This window comes from Paenibacillus sp. W4I10, from assembly GCF_030816325.1.
Taxonomy (GTDB): Bacteria; Bacillota; Bacilli; order Paenibacillales; family Paenibacillaceae; genus Paenibacillus; species Paenibacillus amylolyticus_B.
This window is the reverse complement of the sequence record NZ_JAUSXX010000001.1, coordinates 5,634,326-5,653,469: the sequence shown is the minus strand read 5'-3', so window position 1 is coordinate 5,653,469 and position 19,144 is coordinate 5,634,326. Positions and strand designations below refer to the sequence as shown.

The 19,144-nt window shown below is 47.8% G+C and carries 18 protein-coding genes; 11 read left to right on the top strand and 7 right to left on the bottom strand.

The window, feature by feature from the left end:
• Positions 1-25: 25 nt before the first annotated feature.
• The gene (locus QF049_RS25460; RefSeq protein WP_307541554.1) at positions 26-2,848 is read right to left on the bottom strand and encodes a glycoside hydrolase family 3 C-terminal domain-containing protein; all 2,823 of its coding nucleotides are present in this window, start codon (positions 2,846-2,848) and stop codon (positions 26-28) included.
• Positions 2,849-3,241: 393 nt separating this feature from the next.
• On the opposite strand from QF049_RS25460, the gene QF049_RS25455 reads away from it, so the two are divergent.
• From QF049_RS25455 to QF049_RS25435, 5 genes are all read left to right on the top strand, one after another.
• The gene (locus QF049_RS25455; protein WP_307541552.1) at positions 3,242-4,786 is read left to right on the top strand and encodes an FAD-dependent oxidoreductase; all 1,545 of its coding nucleotides are present in this window, start codon (positions 3,242-3,244) and stop codon (positions 4,784-4,786) included.
• A gap of 296 nt (positions 4,787-5,082) precedes the next feature.
• Entirely contained in the window at positions 5,083-5,412 is a 330-nt protein-coding gene (locus QF049_RS25450) for a PadR family transcriptional regulator (RefSeq protein WP_091036026.1), read from the top strand.
• Positions 5,405-5,998 carry an HAAS signaling domain-containing protein gene (locus QF049_RS25445; RefSeq protein ID WP_091012730.1) on the top strand — a complete coding sequence of 198 codons (594 nt, stop codon included), beginning with the start codon at positions 5,405-5,407 and terminating at the stop codon, positions 5,996-5,998. The genes QF049_RS25450 and QF049_RS25445 overlap by 8 nt, the downstream gene beginning before the upstream one ends.
• Positions 5,995-6,894, top strand: coding sequence for a DUF4097 family beta strand repeat-containing protein (locus QF049_RS25440; protein ID WP_307541549.1), 900 nt, complete (start codon positions 5,995-5,997; stop codon positions 6,892-6,894). Before QF049_RS25445 ends, QF049_RS25440 begins: the two co-directional genes overlap by 4 nt.
• A gap of 77 nt (positions 6,895-6,971) precedes the next feature.
• The gene (locus QF049_RS25435) at positions 6,972-7,691 is read left to right on the top strand and encodes a 3-ketoacyl-ACP reductase (protein WP_017691809.1); all 720 of its coding nucleotides are present in this window, start codon (positions 6,972-6,974) and stop codon (positions 7,689-7,691) included.
• Between the two features lie 108 nt (positions 7,692-7,799).
• On the opposite strand, the gene QF049_RS25430 is transcribed toward QF049_RS25435, so the two are convergent.
• Positions 7,800-8,339, bottom strand: coding sequence for a helix-turn-helix domain-containing protein (locus QF049_RS25430; protein WP_017691808.1), 540 nt, complete (start codon positions 8,337-8,339; stop codon positions 7,800-7,802).
• A 67-nt stretch (positions 8,340-8,406) separates the two neighbouring features.
• The gene (locus QF049_RS25425) at positions 8,407-8,772 is read right to left on the bottom strand and encodes a glyoxalase superfamily protein (RefSeq protein ID WP_307541548.1); all 366 of its coding nucleotides are present in this window, start codon (positions 8,770-8,772) and stop codon (positions 8,407-8,409) included.
• A gap of 227 nt (positions 8,773-8,999) precedes the next feature.
• Here QF049_RS25425 and QF049_RS25420 point away from each other — a divergent pair, with 227 nt between their 5' ends.
• The 5 genes from QF049_RS25420 (at position 9,000) to QF049_RS25400 (ending at position 13,316) form a co-directional block, all read left to right on the top strand.
• On the top strand, positions 9,000-9,677 hold the full coding sequence (locus QF049_RS25420; RefSeq protein ID WP_307541546.1) for an alpha/beta hydrolase: 678 nt from the start codon (positions 9,000-9,002) through the stop codon (positions 9,675-9,677).
• Positions 9,674-10,444 carry a DODA-type extradiol aromatic ring-opening family dioxygenase gene (locus QF049_RS25415; protein ID WP_307541544.1) on the top strand — a complete coding sequence of 257 codons (771 nt, stop codon included), beginning with the start codon at positions 9,674-9,676 and terminating at the stop codon, positions 10,442-10,444. Before QF049_RS25420 ends, QF049_RS25415 begins: the two co-directional genes overlap by 4 nt.
• A 325-nt stretch (positions 10,445-10,769) precedes the next feature.
• Positions 10,770-11,366 (top strand): SMI1/KNR4 family protein, encoded by a 597-nt coding sequence (locus tag QF049_RS25410; protein WP_307541542.1) that lies wholly within the window; start codon positions 10,770-10,772, stop codon positions 11,364-11,366.
• 193 nt (positions 11,367-11,559) lie between these two features.
• A complete protein-coding gene (locus tag QF049_RS25405) occupies positions 11,560-12,561 on the top strand; it encodes a cation diffusion facilitator family transporter (RefSeq protein ID WP_091036009.1) in 1,002 nt (333 codons plus the stop codon).
• A 254-nt stretch (positions 12,562-12,815) separates the two neighbouring features.
• Positions 12,816-13,316: a hypothetical protein gene (locus QF049_RS25400; RefSeq protein WP_017691802.1), complete on the top strand. Its 501-nt coding sequence runs from the start codon at positions 12,816-12,818 to the stop codon at positions 13,314-13,316.
• 336 nt (positions 13,317-13,652) lie between these two features.
• On the opposite strand, the gene QF049_RS25395 is transcribed toward QF049_RS25400, so the two are convergent.
• The 4 genes from QF049_RS25395 to QF049_RS25380 are packed head-to-tail and all read right to left on the bottom strand — an operon-like array spanning position 13,653 to position 17,439.
• Positions 13,653-14,726 carry an ABC transporter substrate-binding protein gene (locus QF049_RS25395; protein ID WP_124116632.1) on the bottom strand — a complete coding sequence of 358 codons (1,074 nt, stop codon included), beginning with the start codon at positions 14,724-14,726 and terminating at the stop codon, positions 13,653-13,655.
• Positions 14,723-15,532, bottom strand: coding sequence for an ABC transporter permease (locus tag QF049_RS25390; protein ID WP_062836831.1), 810 nt, complete (start codon positions 15,530-15,532; stop codon positions 14,723-14,725). Before QF049_RS25390 ends, QF049_RS25395 begins: the two co-directional genes overlap by 4 nt.
• Positions 15,507-16,340 carry an ABC transporter permease gene (locus QF049_RS25385; protein WP_017691799.1) on the bottom strand — a complete coding sequence of 278 codons (834 nt, stop codon included), beginning with the start codon at positions 16,338-16,340 and terminating at the stop codon, positions 15,507-15,509. The genes QF049_RS25390 and QF049_RS25385 overlap by 26 nt, the downstream gene beginning before the upstream one ends.
• Positions 16,330-17,439 carry an ABC transporter ATP-binding protein gene (locus QF049_RS25380; RefSeq protein ID WP_124116634.1) on the bottom strand — a complete coding sequence of 370 codons (1,110 nt, stop codon included), beginning with the start codon at positions 17,437-17,439 and terminating at the stop codon, positions 16,330-16,332. The genes QF049_RS25385 and QF049_RS25380 overlap by 11 nt, the downstream gene beginning before the upstream one ends.
• A 255-nt stretch (positions 17,440-17,694) precedes the next feature.
• Between QF049_RS25380 and QF049_RS25375 the strand changes: the two genes are divergently transcribed.
• A complete protein-coding gene (locus QF049_RS25375; protein ID WP_307541539.1) occupies positions 17,695-19,095 on the top strand; it encodes an MFS transporter in 1,401 nt (466 codons plus the stop codon).
• The last annotated feature ends 49 nt before the right edge of the window (positions 19,096-19,144 follow it).

Sequence of the window (19,144 nt, the reverse complement as noted above, 5' to 3'; positions counted from 1 at the left end):
GAGGCTTTTTCATGAGTTATTTGACTTAACGAATCTCGAAGTGACTGATGCGCACGCCTGCAGACAACACAATGTATACATCCTGCGCACCTGATGCACCTGTGAGTTCCGCCTTCACGGTAGACCACTGCTGGGCTTCACCTTGCGCCAGTTCCACACGTCCTGCGAGCGTACCGTCTGGTGAACCGAGTCGAACTTCTAACACAGCACCTGCTTGTTCTGCGGAGACACGCGCTTCAATTGCTGCTGCCCCACTACCCAGATCGGCATCCTTGAAAGCAATCCATCCTTGCTCTCCAACTACACGGACAGCACTTCCGCCCTCTTTGCTCTCATCCAGATCAACACCCAGGTAAGCATCATAATTCTCAGCACGAGTAGCCACACCCAGATTACGGGCAGGGATCGTCTCTCCTTCTACCGTCAGGTCTGCAACCAGCTGAACATCAGAGGATGACTTGGCAACCATGATGGAGTAAGTTCCACTTTCCACGACATACCGATCACGAGTTACATCCCAGATTGCCAGTTCCTGAACAGGCAAGGTGAAGCTGACTTTAGCTGTACCTCCCGCTTCGATATGAAGACGACGGAATCCTTTTAACGTTTTGAGTGGACGTTTCACCCGGGATTTGCCTGCACGAACGTACAACTGTACAACCTCGTCACTGGCAATTGAACCGGTATTGGTTACATCTACAGTTACCGTAACGCTGCCCTCTGTACCCACTTGATTTGGGCTAAGTTCCAAATTGCTGTATTTAAACGTTGCATACGTCAGACCATGTCCAAACGGATACAATACATTACCTTCAAAATATTGATATGTCCGACCGGATTGAATGATATCGTAATCCTTGATGTCGGTCAGTTGATCTGCTGATTGTACCCATGTCATGTTCAAACGGCCTGCTGGCGCATAGTCGCCATAGAGTACGTCTGCTACTGCATTACCCAGTTCCTGTCCTGCGTGTGAAGTGTACAATACCGCCGGGATGTTCTCCTGAACCCAATTCGATGTGAATGGATAACTGCCCACGATAACGACTACCGTGTTCGGGTTCGCGGCATAGACCGCCTCAACCAGACGTTGCTGGGATTCGGCGAGATCCAGACTTGGACGGTCAATCTCTTCTTTCCCGTTTACAAGCGGATTATTACCAACAAAGACAATCGCCGTTTCCGCAACCTTGGCAGCTGCTACCGCTTCCTCCAGTCCATTCACAACCACATCCTGTTTGAACGTCTCTGTGGCACCGAAGGTTTTCAGTTCTTCGGACACCGCAAATGCATCGTTTCCACCATTAGGTGCAGTCACCGTTTTGCCATTCCAAGTGGTCAGACCTACACTGCCGTCCTCTTGTGGCAACAGGTGAAATACTTCCTTCACGAACCAGCCGTACACTTCATCAGCGGAAGCCGTTACGGTCTCTTCATCTGTGGTCAGATATTTGCCGTTGCTTTCGGCCTGCAAGGTATAACTTCCGAAGCCCCAGTCGGACACCATAAACGTCTCCGCTTCTCCCGAAGCAACAACAGGTGATTTCTCACCATCTGCCAGTCCAATCTTCTTCCCATTGGCTACGGAAGTTAACGTAATGCGATCATTTCCATCCTTGAACGATACTTTATCGCTGCCTACTTTGCCTCGGATCGCCTCAAGTGGGGATACGTTATACGGCATGGTGCCTGCATACCAGTCACGATAGACCGTTCCGCCCAATTGACCAATCACAGCCACTTTACCAGCTTTTGTTTTGTCCAGCGGGAGCATGCCTTTGTCGTTTTTGAGTAATACCACTTGTTCTCTTGCGGCTCTGAGCGACAGTTCTTTTGCTTTATCTGTCATCATGGACTCTTCACCAATAGCAGCGTACGGGTTGCCTTCTTCCGGATCGAACTCGCCAAGACGGAAACGCACACGGAACGTATTAAACAACGCTTTGTCGATGTCATCCATCGTGAGTGTACCTTGTTCCAATCCTTCACGCAGTGCCTGTTTGGATAGCTCAGCATCATCGGTGATGCTATCAATTCCTGCCTTCACAGACTCTACCGTACCTGGTGTGTGTGAATCATAGTATTTATGATCGTTCTTGATGCCCATTACGTCTCCTGCATCACTGACAATGAAACCATCCATGCCCCATTCGCCTTTGACAACCTCGTTCACAAATGGATGCAACAACGCTGGCGTACCATTAATGGAGTTGTACGCCGTCATCATGGACTGTGCGCCGCCTTCCTTAAATGGCTTCTCGAACGCCTTCAGATAATATTCACGCATGTTACGTGGATCAATGCTGGACGAACCGCTTCCACGATCTACTTCGTTATTATTGGCGAGGAAATGCTTCAAGGTAGCGACCGCTTTGTAATACTTTGGATGGTCGCCCTGAATTCCTTTGACCAATGCTGTTGTCAGCTCGGCTGTCAGTTCCGGATCTTCACCATAAGCCTCTTCATTCCGTCCCCAGCGCGGGTCACGTTCCATATCCACTGTAGGTGCCCATAACGTAAGACCGTTCACTGCCGGATTTCGTTTATAAAATACACGCGCCTCGTCTCCGAGCACGGAGCCAATCTCCTTCATCAGATCCGCATCCCATGTGCATGCTAGCCCCACCGGTTGTGGGAAGGATGTTGCTTCTCCAAGCCAGGCCAGGCCGTGTGCCGCTTCTGTTCCGTGTTTGTATGCAGGTACACCCAAGCGATCTACTGCTGGCTGATATTGCAGCATGGATTCAATTTTTTCATCCTCAGTCAAGCGGGATACAAGATCTTTCACGCGTAAGTCTAACTCTAGTGCTGTATCTTGAAACGGATATTTCGTTTGGTTGGTCGTCATATAGAATCTCCTTTGGTTATCGGTAGTTAGGACGTTTCTCAAAACTCGCTAAATTCAAAATGATAGCGAATACATACCTCAAGAAAAATCGAGGGTTAATTCGGATGGATTTGTTCTTCCAATGGATAGATTAATCCTTTTATAATCAACGTTTACAGGTGTATAACTCTATCATTCTTTTCAAAACCTAAAACGATTTCGGTAATCTAATCATATAGTATGTTTAGCAAAAAAAACAGAGGTGCTCCGCAGGAAATTGCGAACAGCTCTCTGCAAAATCTAAACAGCACCGTTTTTTCCTGGCATAGTCTGGCAATCATGGATAAGAGTACAACGATGTGCACTGAACGATAAGCGAATCAACCGAATGAAGATAAACAAGGAGGAAGAAAAATGAGCGACAATCAGCAGTCCAAGACGGGTCTGCCCCCCGTCCCCGAATCATTTTGGCGTGCTACGCATGAATTCGATGCCTATCCAAAACTGACCGAAGATATCACCGCCGATGTAGCGATTATCGGTGCCGGTATTGCAGGGATTACCACCGCTTATCTGCTGGCGCAGACGGGTATGCGTGTGGTCGTACTAGAGGCTGGAAAAGTGTTGGATGGCACGACCGGTCACACCACGGCCAAGGTATCTGTACAACACGGCGTCATATTTGATGAGATTATGCATCACTTCGGACAAGAACAGGCTCGGATGTACTATGAAGGCAATGCCGATGCCGCGAAGTGGATGCGCAATTTGGTGAAGGAAAAACAGATTGATTGCCAGTGGGTAGAGGAAGATGCCTACGTCTACATTCAATCGGAGGAAAACATCAAAAAACTGGAGATCGAGCTGACCGCCTATGACAAACTCAATATCCCTGGTGAGTGGGTAGACCCACTCCCTATTCCAGTTCCCGCTAGGGCAGGTATTCGCATGCCAGGTCAGGCACGCTTTGATCCGTTGGCCTATCTGCACTACTTGCTCGATTCCGCTGTGAAACAAGGGGTACGTATCTATGAGCACACCACCGTAACCGATGTGGAGGAGGATGCTTCCCTGCATGTACGAACTTATGGCGATGGCCCATCCGTAACAGCGGAACATGTTGTCGTGGCTTCTCATTTCCCTGTCTATGATCCTGGATTCTATTTCACGCGGTTACATGCGGAACGATCCTACGCCGTATTAGTCGAACCGGAGAAACCCTATGCGGGCGGTATGTACATCTCAGACGATAAACCGTCCCGTTCCTTGCGTACTGTCTTACATGACGGAAAAGAACATATCCTCTTTGGCGGTGAAAATCACAAAACCGGACAAGGCATCTGCACCTTCGGTCATTATGAACGCCTGGAGCAGTTCGCAGCGGAGACATTTGGCATTCGCAACATTCCATATCGCTGGTCAGCCCAGGATCTGATCTCCATTGACAAGGTGCCTTACATTGGACCGATTACCGGAAGACATGAACGTGTATATGTGGCGACCGGGTTTGCCAAATGGGGTATGACAACGGGTACCATGGCTGGTCACATCCTCGCAGATCGCATCACCGGACGTGATAATCCGCATGCTGAAGTATTTGATCCAGCAAGATTCAAAGCAGATCCTGGCATGAAGAACTTTATTGTGGAGAACGCCAATGTAGCCAAGGAATTAATCTCTGGTAAAGTAGGCATTGTGCACAAAAATGTTAGCGATATTGGTGAAGACGAAGGAGCTGTCGTTCGACATAACGGCAAACGGGCTGGCGCCTACAAGGACAACAGTGGAAAGCTGTTTCTGGTGGATACCACCTGCACCCATCTGGGGTGCGAAGTCGAATGGAACGAGGGCGAGCGTTCATGGGATTGCCCATGCCATGGTTCCCGCTTCAATTATGCAGGTCATGTCATTGAGGGCCCTGCTGTGGAAGACCTCAAAGTTCTGGATGCACAAGAATAACCGACATTTAGCGATTAACCTGTAAACCAAAGAAACAAAAGTTCATCTCACAGACCGGATCGGAATCCGCCTCCAGACGGAAGTAACCGATCCGGTTTTTGCGTATGCTGAATTATAGCTAAACAGACAGCTTCAGCTAAGCATCAGTATTAAACGAACTCATTATCGATCAATCGTGATACGGAACTATTTTAAAATCACTACCTTGCATTAAACAGTACTGGATGCTATGATGACTTCACCACTACTGAACAATATACACTAGCTATAAATGAAGCTACGAAGGAGGAACCTGTGTGAATGTGAACATCCAGTTCAAAAAAGGAGTATTGGAGCTGTGCGTCCTGGTATTAATTAACCGCCAGGATCGGTATGGCTACGAACTGGCTCAGGCGGTCTCCAAACATATCGAAGTTGCTGAAGGTGCACTGTATCCCTTGCTTCGCCGGCTTGTGAATGACGGTTACTGCACCACCTACCTGCAAGAATCAACTGAAGGCCCGCCGCGCAAGTATTACCGACTGTCCGATACAGGTCGCGACTACATGACGGCACTGACGACAGAATGGAATGAATTTGTGCGCAATGTCGCAAATCTGATTGAGGAAGGAACCCCTAATGAATAGACAACAATTTATGAAAGCCATGGAAATTCATCTACGGCCGATGGACCCATTCGAACGGGCTGAGTTGCTCGCCGACTATGATCAACATTTCGAGCTTGGACTACGAGAAGGCAGGCTGGAAGAAGAGATCGCTCGGGAACTCGGACAGCCGGAAGAAATCGCCAAGGAAGCACTCGGTGATCGTTATGACATTCATACGCCGGGTTCAGATGCGTTCTATGCACCGACGTATCGCGAGATGCGGTCACCCAGAAACAACACCAGAGCCACTCGCAAATTTTTCACTGCCATCGGCCTGTTATTCCTGAATCTGATCCTTGGCATTCCTCTTGGTCTCATGATGTGGTCGGTATGGCTTGTTATTGCCAGCCTTTCCTTGCTGGTAGTGGCTCCTGTAGCAGCAGTTGTGGACTTTGTATTCCTGGGCCAACTCGATAAACCGGAGATTTTCGTTGCGATTGGCGCTTTCGGTGTCGGCATTTTGTTTGCCATCGCATCGAAGTATGTCTTTAGAACCTTCAAAATCGTTACTCTTCAATATATTAGATGGAATAAAAACACGATGAAAGGAGATGTTTCCGCATGAGCACTAAAAAATGGCTTGCGCTCGCCGTGATATGTATCGGAATAGGTTTACTCGGGACATCTATCTATGGCGTTCAGTTCGGGGATGAACGGGAGCATTACTCCAAACGATGGGATTTCAAAGCAGATGAATTGCAGAACATTATCATGAATGCTAATTTCAGTGCAGATATTGAATTTGTTGTAAGCCCGGATTTGAATGGTTATATCGAAGTGGATGGCAAATGGGACCCTGCTGTAGTCAAAAGCTTCGAACAGGCCACCTTATCCAACGGCACATTCCAACTGGCGCAGACAGAACGTGAACGATTGCAATTTTTCACCTTGTACTGGAATGATCAAGACTCCACAATAACCGTTGCCTTGCCTGAAGGACACCAGTTAAATGAGGTTAAGCTGGACTCCTCTTCAAGTGACTGGGATCTGACAGGTCTAAATGCCAATCAGCTTGAGCTGAATAATACCTCAGGTTCCATACGTCTGGAAAACATCAAGGCGCCCAATATTGAATTGTTTCTAACTTCTGGTGACATTAACGCTTCCATGATTGATGGAGACATGACCGTGAAACAGACATCCGGAAGCTTCACGGCAGATCAGATTGCCGGTCATGTAAACAGTAAGATTAAATCAGGAGATATTGAGATCACTGAATTAAACGGCGCAGCTGATGTTCAATTCACTTCGGGTAGCATTCATATTGAACAGTCCCATTCCGCCCCGATTAATGCGTCTGGAACATCAGGAGATATTTTCATTCAAGCTGCACCTGATTTTGACGGAATCTACGACGCTAAGGCTACTTCCGGAAGTGTCGATGTACCTGAATCGCCAATGGTAAGCCGGGAAGTGATCAAGGCCCGTACCTCCTCTGGTAGCATCGAGATTACCAAATAGTGATGAAGCAAATTTCCGAACTGTGGGTAATATAGTATAATCAAATGCCAGTCCAATTCTAAGGAGGAATTATCCACATGGAACTTAAAAATAAAACAGCTATCATTACAGGTGCCGGTAAAGGCATCGGTCGTGCCATCGCTGAAGCACTTGCCAAAGAAGGAGTACACCTCGGCCTTATCGCTCGCACCGCTTCCGATCTTCAGGCTCTGCAGCAGTCTCTTAGTCAAGAATACGGTGTGAAAGTAACCAGTGCTGTGGCAGATATCTCGGATCGCACACAGGCGGAAGCCGCTGTAGCAGCCATTGAGATGGAACTCGGCGCGGTGGATATTCTCATCAATAATGCGGGGATCGGAAAGTTCGGGACGTTCATGGAGATGGAGCCCGAAGAGTGGGAGCGCATCCTGCATGTTAACGTTATGGGTACATATTACGTTACACGCGCTGTCCTTCCAAGCATGATCAAGGAAAGTAGCGGCAGCATTATCAATATTGCTTCCACTGCAGGTGAACGCGGATTCGCTACAGGTTCGGCATACTGTGCATCCAAGTTTGCGCTACTCGGCATGACCGAATCTCTGATGCAGGAAGTGCGCAAGTCCAACATTCGTGTGACAGCACTGACTCCAAGCACCGTTAATACGGAGCTTGCGACCAATGCCGGACTGAAAATTGGCGACGAAGATCGCATGATGCAAGCGGAAGATGTAGCTGAACTTGCACTCGCAACACTCAAGCTGTCCGACCGTGTCTTTGTTAAAGCAGCAGGCATCTGGACGACTAATCCACAATAGACAGTGTGCTTCTGATCTTTTCAGTTCGTTAGAAATATAAAAGGACGTTTCCCATTGTACATGTATGCAGGTTCGCATGTTCATGACTTGGGAGCCGTCCTTTTTATTTTATAAATGATCCAAACCCAATTCTTTGGACACCGCAATGAGCACCACCGCAGGCTCCTCACCGATATTGGTCACTTCATGGGGCACTATTGCATTCCAGGTAAACGAATCACCCACTTCAAGAACTTCCACATCTTCGCATTGCTCCGCACGAATCTTCCCCTGCAACACCAGATGGCTTTCCTCCCCGGCATGTTTGCTAACCCCGGTTGAAGCACCTGGCGGTAACTCCACAATGGACATACGCATCGCACCTTTGGCTGTAAGCTGCTGCACTTTGATCTGTCCGCTTCCCGCCGTTGTTTCCTTGCGCTCGTTCTTACGTACCACATTCATCCGTTGCTCTGGTGTCAGCAGCAAATAAGGAAGTGGCACTTCCAGATAATCCGCAATACTTTCAAGCGTAGCAATGGAAGGTGACGTTTTGTTATTTTCTACGTTGCTGATAAAACCTTTGGACAACCCCGTGCCCTCGCACATCTGCATGATCGTAATCTGTTTCTGTTTGCGGATCGTACGAATAGCCAAGCCAATATCCATATTGCGTCCCTCCCCTTCTATTGATCTATATAAGACACCAGACGTAAGCTTCACTACTTCAGGTTATCTATTCAGCGCTTGCCTCAACAAATATAATCCGATTGCCAAACGGATCCGTCACGGTCATCTCCCTTGAATTCCAAGGGGCCTCCTCGATACCGGGTCTCGCATTTTTGTACTCTTTATGACGAAGTGCATTATGTAATGCCTCCAAGTTATCCGTTTCCACACGTAAGGCAGCTCCAGGTGTACAATCTCCATGATGTTCGGACAGATGAATCAAGATGGAATCGAGTGAGACCTGCATATATAAGGGCATATCCGGTTCAAAGCGATGTTCCCAATCCAATTGAAACCCTAGATATTCAAGGTAGAACTCTCTAGCTTTATTTTCATCAAATATTCTCAAAATAGGCACGATACGCTTTAACATCCTGATCACGTCCTTGGGAATAAAATATGAACCATGCGCAGCGGCTTATCTATTAACTGTTTTTAACTTTTTTTATAAACAACATATATTCATCATACAAAAAAAGTATTGACCCTACAATGAAACCATGATAAATTTTGTTCATAAATAAGAATATTTATTTCATATTAGTGAACTTTATCATCAAAGCGATATATTAACTCATTCCTCATCAGGTGGTGTTTTCAATGAATTCTCCTTATATACATGACGTCCGATTACCGTCTCATTACAATCCAGATCAACGTTATCCTGTGATTTTCGCCTTACATGGCATGGGATCAGATGAGCAAGATATGCTTCGTTTAATGGAGCCTATGCAGTCTGATTTTATTATTGTTGCCATCCGTGGGCCTATCGTTCAGGGTAGTGGTTATGCTTATTTTCAGATCAAAAGCATTGGCAACCCCATCCGTGAATTGTATGATGCCTCCGTGTTGGGACTGCAACAGTTGATTGTTGAGCTGTCCGCCCAATATACTATTGATCCCACGCGGCGTTATATCGCCGGATTCAGCCAGGGCGCCATTATGGCAATGACCCTATCGCTGATCATGGGAGATGCCATTAAAGGCATAGTAGCGATGAGTGGGTACATCCCGCAATTTGTGAAAGACGAGTACAAGCTGCAACCCGATTCGGAGCTGTCTGTGTTCATCTCACATGGGGATCAGGATCATCTATTCCCGCTGCAACTGGGCGAAGATAACGCCAATTTCTTCCGTCAACATACGAATCACGTCACATATGTACCTTACAACGGTGGGCATCAAGTGACCCCCGATCTATATCAACAATTCCAACAATGGCTTCGGACGGATGCAAATCTGACTACCGAAGACCCGAAAGGACTGAATTCAAAATGATGCCATCTCTGTTTATTGCTCACGGTGCCCCGTCACTTGCACTGGAGGAGAATGTGTACACTGAATTTCTGCAAAAACTAGGACAGGAACTGCCAAAACCCAAAGCAATTGTATTGTTCTCTGCTCATTGGGAATCTACCACTCAGCTTGTATCCTCGGTAGCCAATTACGAAACCATCTATGATTTCGGCGGTTTCCAGCCCGAGCTGTACCAGATCAAGTATCCGGCTCAAGGACAGGCAGAGACCACAGCCGAGGTGGAGCGTTTATTTGCAGAAGCCGGGATTCCGGTACAGACAGATGACGTCCGTGGCCTGGATCACGGCGCTTGGGTCGTTCTACGCCTACTCTACCCGGATGCGGATATTCCTGTAATTGCCTTGTCCGTGAATCGCTATCTGACAGGTGAGCAGCAATATCAGGTCGGACAAGCGCTCGCTTCCTTACGTGAGCAAGACATTCTTGTCATCGGCAGCGGAGGAACCGTCCACAATCTACGTCGATTGAACTGGGAAAGTAACGGCATTGACCCGTGGGCATCGGAGTTCGACAACTGGCTGCATGACAAGCTGGTGAGTTGGGATACGGAGTCTCTCTTCTCCTATGATAAACTGGCACCTTCAGCTCAAGCCGCCGTGCCTACGCCGGAGCATTTTGTACCGCTGTTACTCGCCATGGGTGCGGGAGATCAGAACAAGCGTGCATCGCTCCTGTTCAAAGCCTATCAGTATGGTAACCTGAGCTTGTCCTGCTGGAAGTTTGATTAAAGAGGACGATATAAAAGATTATTTTCATTTATATAGTAGATAAATAATAAGCTAGGGATACAGGGATTGCCCCTGTATCCCTAGCTTTATTTGTTGTTAGGAGCGACTTTCATGAAGGTTGTAGATGTTGATTGGGATGGAGCCGGGTGTGCTGATTATGCAACCACCACCTTTAAATAATGAGACCATTGTAGTATGTAAAGCAAGGACTCCGGTTTCTTGTGTGCTTTTTCGGATTATAACTATAATATGAGGTGAAATCAGGCACAGTTTGCTCGCATAACACTCACCATATTATCTGAATAGTTCATAGGGAGGGAATTGGATGCCAGAACAGCGTATATATGAATTGATGGATGAACTGGATATATTGCTGGAGGAGAAGGTACAAGATGAGGAAAACCGGGAGTTGCTCAACGAATACCGCCAGTTTGAAGGGGTGACGGATGAGCAGCTTGACGCATTCGAGCGGGAACATGGCATTCGTTTGCCTGCTGATTTTCGTGCGTTTTATAAACGTAAAGATGGGAGCGGTTATGGCTTTCACGTCTTGTATCCAAGCCTTGAGGACGGACGGGAAACTGAGCCATTTTATCTATTGTCCCTGGAAAGGATTCAAAAGGGGCAATCCACGCTGGTGGAGAACCGCATGGATGATTATTTTACCGAAGAAGAGATCGGAGAACTTGATCCCCGAATCAAACCCTACCTTTTTCAGAAAAAATGGGTTACGTTTGGCATGCTCGGAGGTGGATCACTGTATCTGATGTTCGACTTTGATCCGACAGAAGGAGGTTCGTACGGGCAGATTATTATGTACATACATGATCCGGATTTTGTATATTACGTGGCTGGGACATTTACGGAACTGTTGGAACAGTCCAATCGGAATCTACGTGCCTTGGAGGCCATTGAATACTGAAGGAAGTGTAAATTACTCCAGCTGTAATCTCTTACTTCCTATGGATCACATGAATCCATGATGATATGACCTTTTTTGCATAATGCTGGGATATGTCAAAGCAGTTATAATAACATTTAGTGGAAATGCACATGCTGTATAGATAAACTGGCTTTTCTACACCTAATACATTGATCTGGGAGGAACATACGAAGTGGCTGAACAACCGAAGTCTGAGAGCTTTATGTCTCTCGTCAAAAAAGGAAACACATCCTCCGCCGTAGCGATGGCTGGTAATGCCGTTCTTGCTGTGTGCAAAGGGGGGGCCTTCCTATTCAGTGGCAGTGGTGCCATGTTCGCTTCGGCGATGCACTCATTAGCCGATGCCATTAACCAAGGGTTTGTCTTTGTCGGAAGTGTGTTGTCCGAGAAAAAACCTACACGCCGCTTCCCGACCGGATTCGGACGGGTCATTAACATTTTCTGCATGATCGCCGTGATTGTCGTGACGATTATGGCGTATGAAACGATCCATGAAGGCATCCATCTGTTGCAGCATCCTGTTGGTCATACCGGCGGTCTCTGGATTAATATCGGAGTGCTTGTTCTGAACATTGTCATTGACGGGGCCATTCTGATCAAAGCGATGAAGGAAATTCTCAAAGAAGCACGCGCACCCAAAGCCGCCGGATTTGCCTTGGTCCCTGCTGCCATCAAAAATGTAGGCCGTGCTGCGCCACCAACCCGTCTCGTATTCTACGAAGATGTTGTCGCTGTACTTGGCGCCACGCTCGCATTGATCTCTGTCGTGGTCATTGCCTTGACCAATTTTGCACTGCTTGATGGTATTGTGACGACGATTATTGGATGCTTGATGATCGCTGTAGCCTTCCGTGTCGGTTACGATAATATGATCGGATTGATCGGTGTTGCGGCTCCCCAGGATATTGAGGACAAAGTGTCCCAGACTATTCTCGCAGACACACACGTTGCCGATATTCAGATGATGCGTATCATTCAGGAAGGCCGTTATTATCATGTCGAAGGTCTGATTGAGTTGACCAAAGGACTCAGTCTTGCCGATGCGGATGACATCAAGTTCCGTATTCAGGAGAAACTGATGACAAACCCCGATATCGCGGATGCAGCCATCTCCATCATTGAGGATGACGGTGTGAACAGCTGGGGCAAGAAACATTCGGATGTGGTGAAATAACAAGCTTCGCTTTTGATAAAAAGAATGACAGAACCCACTCTCAACAGAGTGGGTTTTTAGCATGTTCAACTACACCCTCATCTAGGGAGTATAGTTTCTCAAATTTACGTACCTAGACTTTGGTCTAGGTCCACTTTAACTCCAAAGACGGAGGATAGACTTTTCTATTTCATGCTATGCTGTGAATAACGAAAGTAATTGCTCTACATACAACTGTTCGGAAAATTGATTTTGTATTGAGAAGGAGAGATATTATGGCTAAACGTACGATCCTTGCGCCTGTTCTCATTTTGCTGGGCGTGTACCTGATTCTGAACCAGGGAGGTTCACTCGGTCCGGGTACGATCTTTGCGACTTTCTGGCCCACGTTATTCGTGATCCCACTAGGACTGTTCTTCCACTGGCTCTACTTCTCCATGATTGGCAGAGGGGTTGGACTGCTGGTTCCCGGTGGGTTGTTGCTCACGGTTGGTATTGTCTGTCAGATCGCCATGCTGTTTAACAACTGGGGTACGATGTGGCCGGGCTTCATTCTGGCTGTAGCTGTTGGTTTGTTCGAATTGTATTGGTTCGGTGGTCGGAACAAATGGTTGCTGATCCCCATCAACATTCTAACGGTGATATCGTTGCTGTTCTTCGCTGTGATGTCGATTGGCACGATGCTGAGCAGCTTGAGCTTTATTCAGCCTTTTGTAGCGATTGTGCTGATTATGGGTGGAGCGTGGATCATGGTGGGTCGCAAAAAGCGCATGTAGTGCCATTCATATAAGATGAATAGGGTGCGGGGTCACACTGAGCCACTCCGCGTGCAGAATAATCTTTCGATCGCTGTTATCCCCGGATTTTTTTGATTCCCCCTTTACAATGGGAAAATCCGGTGATAAAGGCGAACGCTCCGCTTCTATAGCTTATTTCTGCCCGCTCCGTTAACGTGTGACCTTTAATGTTCATCTTTTATGGCACTTCAAGCGCTATTGCTCTGAAGCAGGTAATAAAAAAGGGTTGCTGCTCGTCATTCAATTGAAATGACGAGCAGCAACCCTTTTTGTCTTTTTTGCAAATCTAACAAACTGTGCACACGTTATTGACGGTTATTTGCTATGCATTTTAAACTCCAGGAACAGGTCGTTATAATGCGAGAGCATTTTTTTGCCCAGATTATCGTAGACCTCCAGCTTGCCTGTCAGTGCCTCGTCTGGATAGAAACGCTCATCCTCCGAGATGTCCTCTGGCAGCAGCTTAAGGGCCTCAGCGTTCGGAGTGGAATACCCGACATACTCCGCATTACGAGCGGCATGATCCGGGTCCAGCATGAAGTTGATAAACTGGTGTGCCCCTTCAATATTACTCGCTGTTTTGGGAATAACCATGTTATCGAACCAGAGGTTTGAGCCTTCTTCCGGCACCATATAATCCAGCTTGTCGTTCTCATCCATAATCTCGGATGCATCCCCGGACCATACCAGTCCAACCGCCGCTTCCTCGTTCGCAAGTAACATCTTGATCTCGTCTCCGACAATTGCTCTGACGTTTGGTGTCAATGTAGACAGCTTCTTCAGCGCTTCTTGCAGATGATCTTCGTTGGTATCGTTCAGGGAATACCCGAGACTGTTTAAACCCATCCCAATGACTTCGCGTGCGCCATCAAGGAGTAGGATTTGATTTTTCAGACGCGGGTCCCACAGGTCATTCCAGCTATCAAATGTCAATCCATCCACCAGCTCAGGATTGTACACAACCCCCACCGTGCCCCAGAAATACGGGATGGAATACTTGTTGCCTTCGTCAAAGGACAAGTCCAAGAACCGCGGATCGATGTTGCTCAGGTTAGTCAATTTGCTGTGATCAATTGGAACGAGCAGGTCTTCCTCTTTCATTTTGCTAATCGCATATTCGGAAGGAATCGCCACATCGAACGTAGTACCGCCCTGCTCAATCTTGGTCAGCATCGCTTCATTGGAATCAAACGTCTGATAGATAACCTTAATGCCAGTCTCGTCCTCAAACTCCTTAAGCAGATCCGGGTCGATATAATCGCCCCAGTTATAGATGGTCAGTGTGTTGCCGCCAGAATACCCCTGACTCTTGTTCAGATACGAAGCCAGGATCATCAGGGCAAACGCGGCCACAAAAACAAGCGCAAATGTCCGTACCAGTTGCTTCATGGACGCAGCCCCTTTCCTCCGGGTGGTATCCGTGTTGCACGGCGATTAATGAAGTAATATCCAACTACCAGCAGCACCGTGAGCAGGAATAACAGGGTAGACAAAGCGTTGATGGACAACGAAACGCCCTGCCTTGCTCTGGAGTATATCTCTACCGAGAGTGTCGAGTATCCATTACCCGTGACAAAGAATGTTACTGCAAAATCATCGAGCGAGTACGTCAACGCCATGAAGAATCCGGCAAAAATACCCGGTTTCACGTATGGCAGCACCACACGCGTCAGAATCTGCCATGAACCAGCGCCCAGATCGCGCGCCGCATCCATCAGTGTTGGACTCATCTCCTGCAGCTTCGGCAGTACCATGATCACAACGATCGGTACACTGAATGCGATATGAGACAGCAGGACCGAAGTGAAGCCCAATTTGATGCCAATCATGGTAAACAGGATCAGGAACGATGCACCAATGATGACATCGGGACTCACGATGAGCACGTTATTGAGTGACAGCAGCGTGTTCTTGGTCCTTTTGCGACGCACATGGTAGATCGCCAGTGCTCCTGCTACACCGAGGATCGTTGAGATCGCTGATGACAGGAGCGCAATGATAAATGTATTCAGCACAATGATGAGCAGCCGAGTATCAGCGAACACCTCTCTGTACCATTCAAGCGTGAATCCTTCGAAGCTGCGCATATGGCCGCCGCTGTTGAAGGAATAGAAGATCAGATACGCAATCGGTGCGTACAGAATGGCGAATACAACGGCCAGATAGACGTTAGACAGCTTTCCGTTTCTTCCCATTACGCACCTCCTTCTTGCCTGATCCAGTCAGGAACATAATAATCGCCATCGCAATAATCAAAAAGACGGCAATCGTTGAACCCATCCCCCAGTCCTGGGTGACGAGAAAATGCTGTTCAATCGCTGTTCCCAGCGTAATTACACGGTTCCCCGCAATAAGGCGGGTAATCATGAACAGAGACAGCGCAGGAATAAATACAGCCTGACAGCCTGATTTCACACCGCTAATCGTCAGCGGAAAGATAACCCGGCGGAATGTCAGCCAAGATGAGGCTCCCAGATCCCGCGCCGCGTAGATCAACGACGGATTCATCTCTTCCAGCGCATTGAAGATCGGCAGAATCATGAATGGAATGAAGATGTACACAGAGACAAAGATAAAACTAAAGTCGGTGAACAAGATCTGCTGTGTACCAATACCCACCACTTCAAGCAGGGAGTTGGTCAGACCGTACGTTCCAAACAGACCGATGAAGGCGTACGCTTTTAACAAAAGATTGATCCAGCTTGGCAGAATGATCAGCAGCAACCACAGCTGCTTGTGCTTCGTACGGGTCAGCATATATGCCGTTGGATACGAGATCAGCAGTGAGAACGCCGTAATCAGAAATGCATACCAGAACGAACTGAGCGTCATCTGCAAGTACACCGGCGTGAAGAACCGGGCGTAGTTGCCAAACGTGAAGTTACCCTCCACATCGAAGAATGAATAATAGATAACCAGCAGAACCGGCGCCACAACAAACAACACCATCCATAATACATATGGAATCAGATACGCATTGCGTGTGCTGGCCTTAGTCTGCATGAGCGGCCTCTTGGTAGGCTTCGAGTCGTTTGTCGAACTCTTCTTCGGTCTCGTTAAAGCGCATGACGTGTACAGCTTCCGGGTCAAAATACAGTCCAATCCGTGCGCCTACAACGGCTTTCTTCGTGGAATGAACAAGCCACTCATTGCCCGCATCGTCGTACGTGGATATCTCGTAATGCACCCCGCGGAATAACTGGGAGTCCACATTAACTTTGAGCTTGCCTTGTTCTTCGGTTGTAATCTCCAGATCCTCTGGGCGGATAACAATCTCTACCGGCTCGTCCGGCTGGAGACCCTGATCGACACACTCGTGCTGTGCGCCAGCGAATTCCACCACAAAGTCCTGCTTCATTCTGCCCGATACAATATTTGATTCCCCTATAAAGTCCGCCACAAAGCGGTTAATCGGCTCATCATAGATATCATTCGGTGTACCGCTCTGTTGAATCACGCCGCCATTCAGGACAAAGATCTCATCCGACATTGCCAAGGCCTCTTCCTGATCATGTGTAACAAAAATAAACGTAATGCCCAGTCGCTGTTGCAGCTCCCGCAGCTCGTACTGCATCTCAGTCCGTAGCTTCAAATCGAGTGCGGATAAAGGCTCGTCCAGCAGCAGAATTTCAGGTTCGTTCACAATTGCGCGTGCAATCGCAACACGCTGCCGCTGTCCGCCGGACATTTCGCCAATCTCGCGGTTCTCATAACCGGACAGATTGACGAACTTGAGGGCTTCCAACACTTTGCTGCGAATTTCAGCCGTTTTCATCTTTTTGATCCGCAAACCAAAGGCTACGTTCTCAAATACATTCAAATGTGGAAATAACGCATAATCCTGAAATACGGTATTCACCTGCCGCTGATGGGCAGGCACTCGGTTGATGAGCGCACCGTTAAAATAGATACTGCCCTGTGTCGGCTCCGCAAAACCGGCAATCAGCCGCAATATCGTTGTTTTCCCGCACCCTGATGGGCCAAGAAGCGTATAAAATTTACCCCGCTCAATCTCAAAGCTGACTGCCTTCAATACGGCTTCATCCTGATCGTATTGCTGAGTCACCGCTTCGAAGCGGATAATCGGTTGTTGTTCTGACATGCTTCACATCGCCCCCTTATACTTGAGGTAACTCTTAAATCTGTACACTTTCGTTCATGCATCCTTATAGATAACCCATCTATTATATATGATTCAGGTATATCCGCAATGGTTTTGATGTAAACGCCACGTGTCATTTCTTCTTATTTTCAAAAATCCTGCATACATTACGGGTATATGTCGATATCTATGCATTCCTTTGGGAAGTGAAGCACGTTTGGGATTCCATTTTATGTGTGAAAGGAGTCTTGGCTCTTGGATATTCGTCGTAACCTGCCTTTGCTGATGACCATTTGTTTCCTAAGTCAGATGGGCGGATTCATGATCCTGCCCCTATTTCCTTTGTTTATTGAGGAATTCGGCCTGTCCGGCTGGATGATGGGGGTTATTTTTGCGCTTTTTTATGTCGGGAAAGTGATTGGTGGCGTTCCTGCAGCGGTAATTTATAAGAAACTCGGGGGTAAACGTGCTCTCATCTTCATGCTGGTACTGCTCGCTGTCTGCATGGGTGGCTTCGCGGCGTCTTCTGCTGCGGTGTTATTCGGCCTGCTTCGACTGCTGCAAGGGCTGGCTTCCACCGGGCTTACCGTGGTCGTGCGTTCCATCATCGGAGATGGGGGCAATGTAGACAACCGCGGCCTGTATAATGGATATATCAGCAGCAGTGAGGGTGGCGGAATGGTGCTCGGTCCGGTTATAAGTGGCTGGCTCGCGCTGCACTGGCCTCTGTCGGTTCCTTTTCTACTTGTTACGTTATGTTGTCTGATGGCTGTGGTCACTGCGATGGGGATGAAGACGACGGCACCAGCTAGAGCTAGTCATGAATCTGAGGATACGTTGAACGATCCTCCATTAGAAGAGCCTTACGCTGTCGTCAAGCAAGAACCTCTGGACAACTCAACACACTCGGTGCTGCACACGGATGAAGTTGAAGAATTCACTACAAGTGACTCCCATCCGCATACTACTATGACTGCTACCCCTTTACCTTCAACAACATCTGATGCACTGCATACGCAAGGTACGGATATCTCCCAATCCGATCAAGCTCCCGACTCAACAACGATTGGTCCAACTACAGGGATTACCCAGCGTCAACAGCTTCTCGGCTACAGTACAGTACATTTTCTGGAGATGAGCGCCTATGCGGTATTCCTCACCTATTTTGCACTGTATGCAGCTCACATCATGCATTGGGACCCCTTTGCAACCAGTCTCGCCTTCACCGTATCCGGGATTTCTACACTTGCCGCTGCTCCCTTTGTCGGTTATCTCTCTGACCGGTTAGGCGATCGTCTGTTGCTTTGCATGCTCGGCATGTTCCTGATTGGAATCGAAGTTGTTGTATTTCTAAGCACGTCCTCCCATCTATGGGTCTACGTTGGCATGTTGATTGGCGGGGTTGGCGGTGCATGTTACATGGATTCGTTCTTTGCCCATATTGGTGATCATATCCCGGACGAGAGTCGAAGTTCTGTCATAGGCAAAATTGTCTCTGCGGCCGAGATCGGCTCCATCGTATCTCCACTGGTTGCTGCGTTGCTTATGGAAGTTGGATCGCTTTACTCCGTGTTTGTGTTCAATCTGGTGCTGATTGCTGCTGCCATTGTAGTTCAGGCCGCGATGCGGAGTCGGTATCGTTTGAAGCAGGGGTGATTTTTCTTTTGCTAAAATAAAATAACAAAAAATAACCCGTCTGCACAAT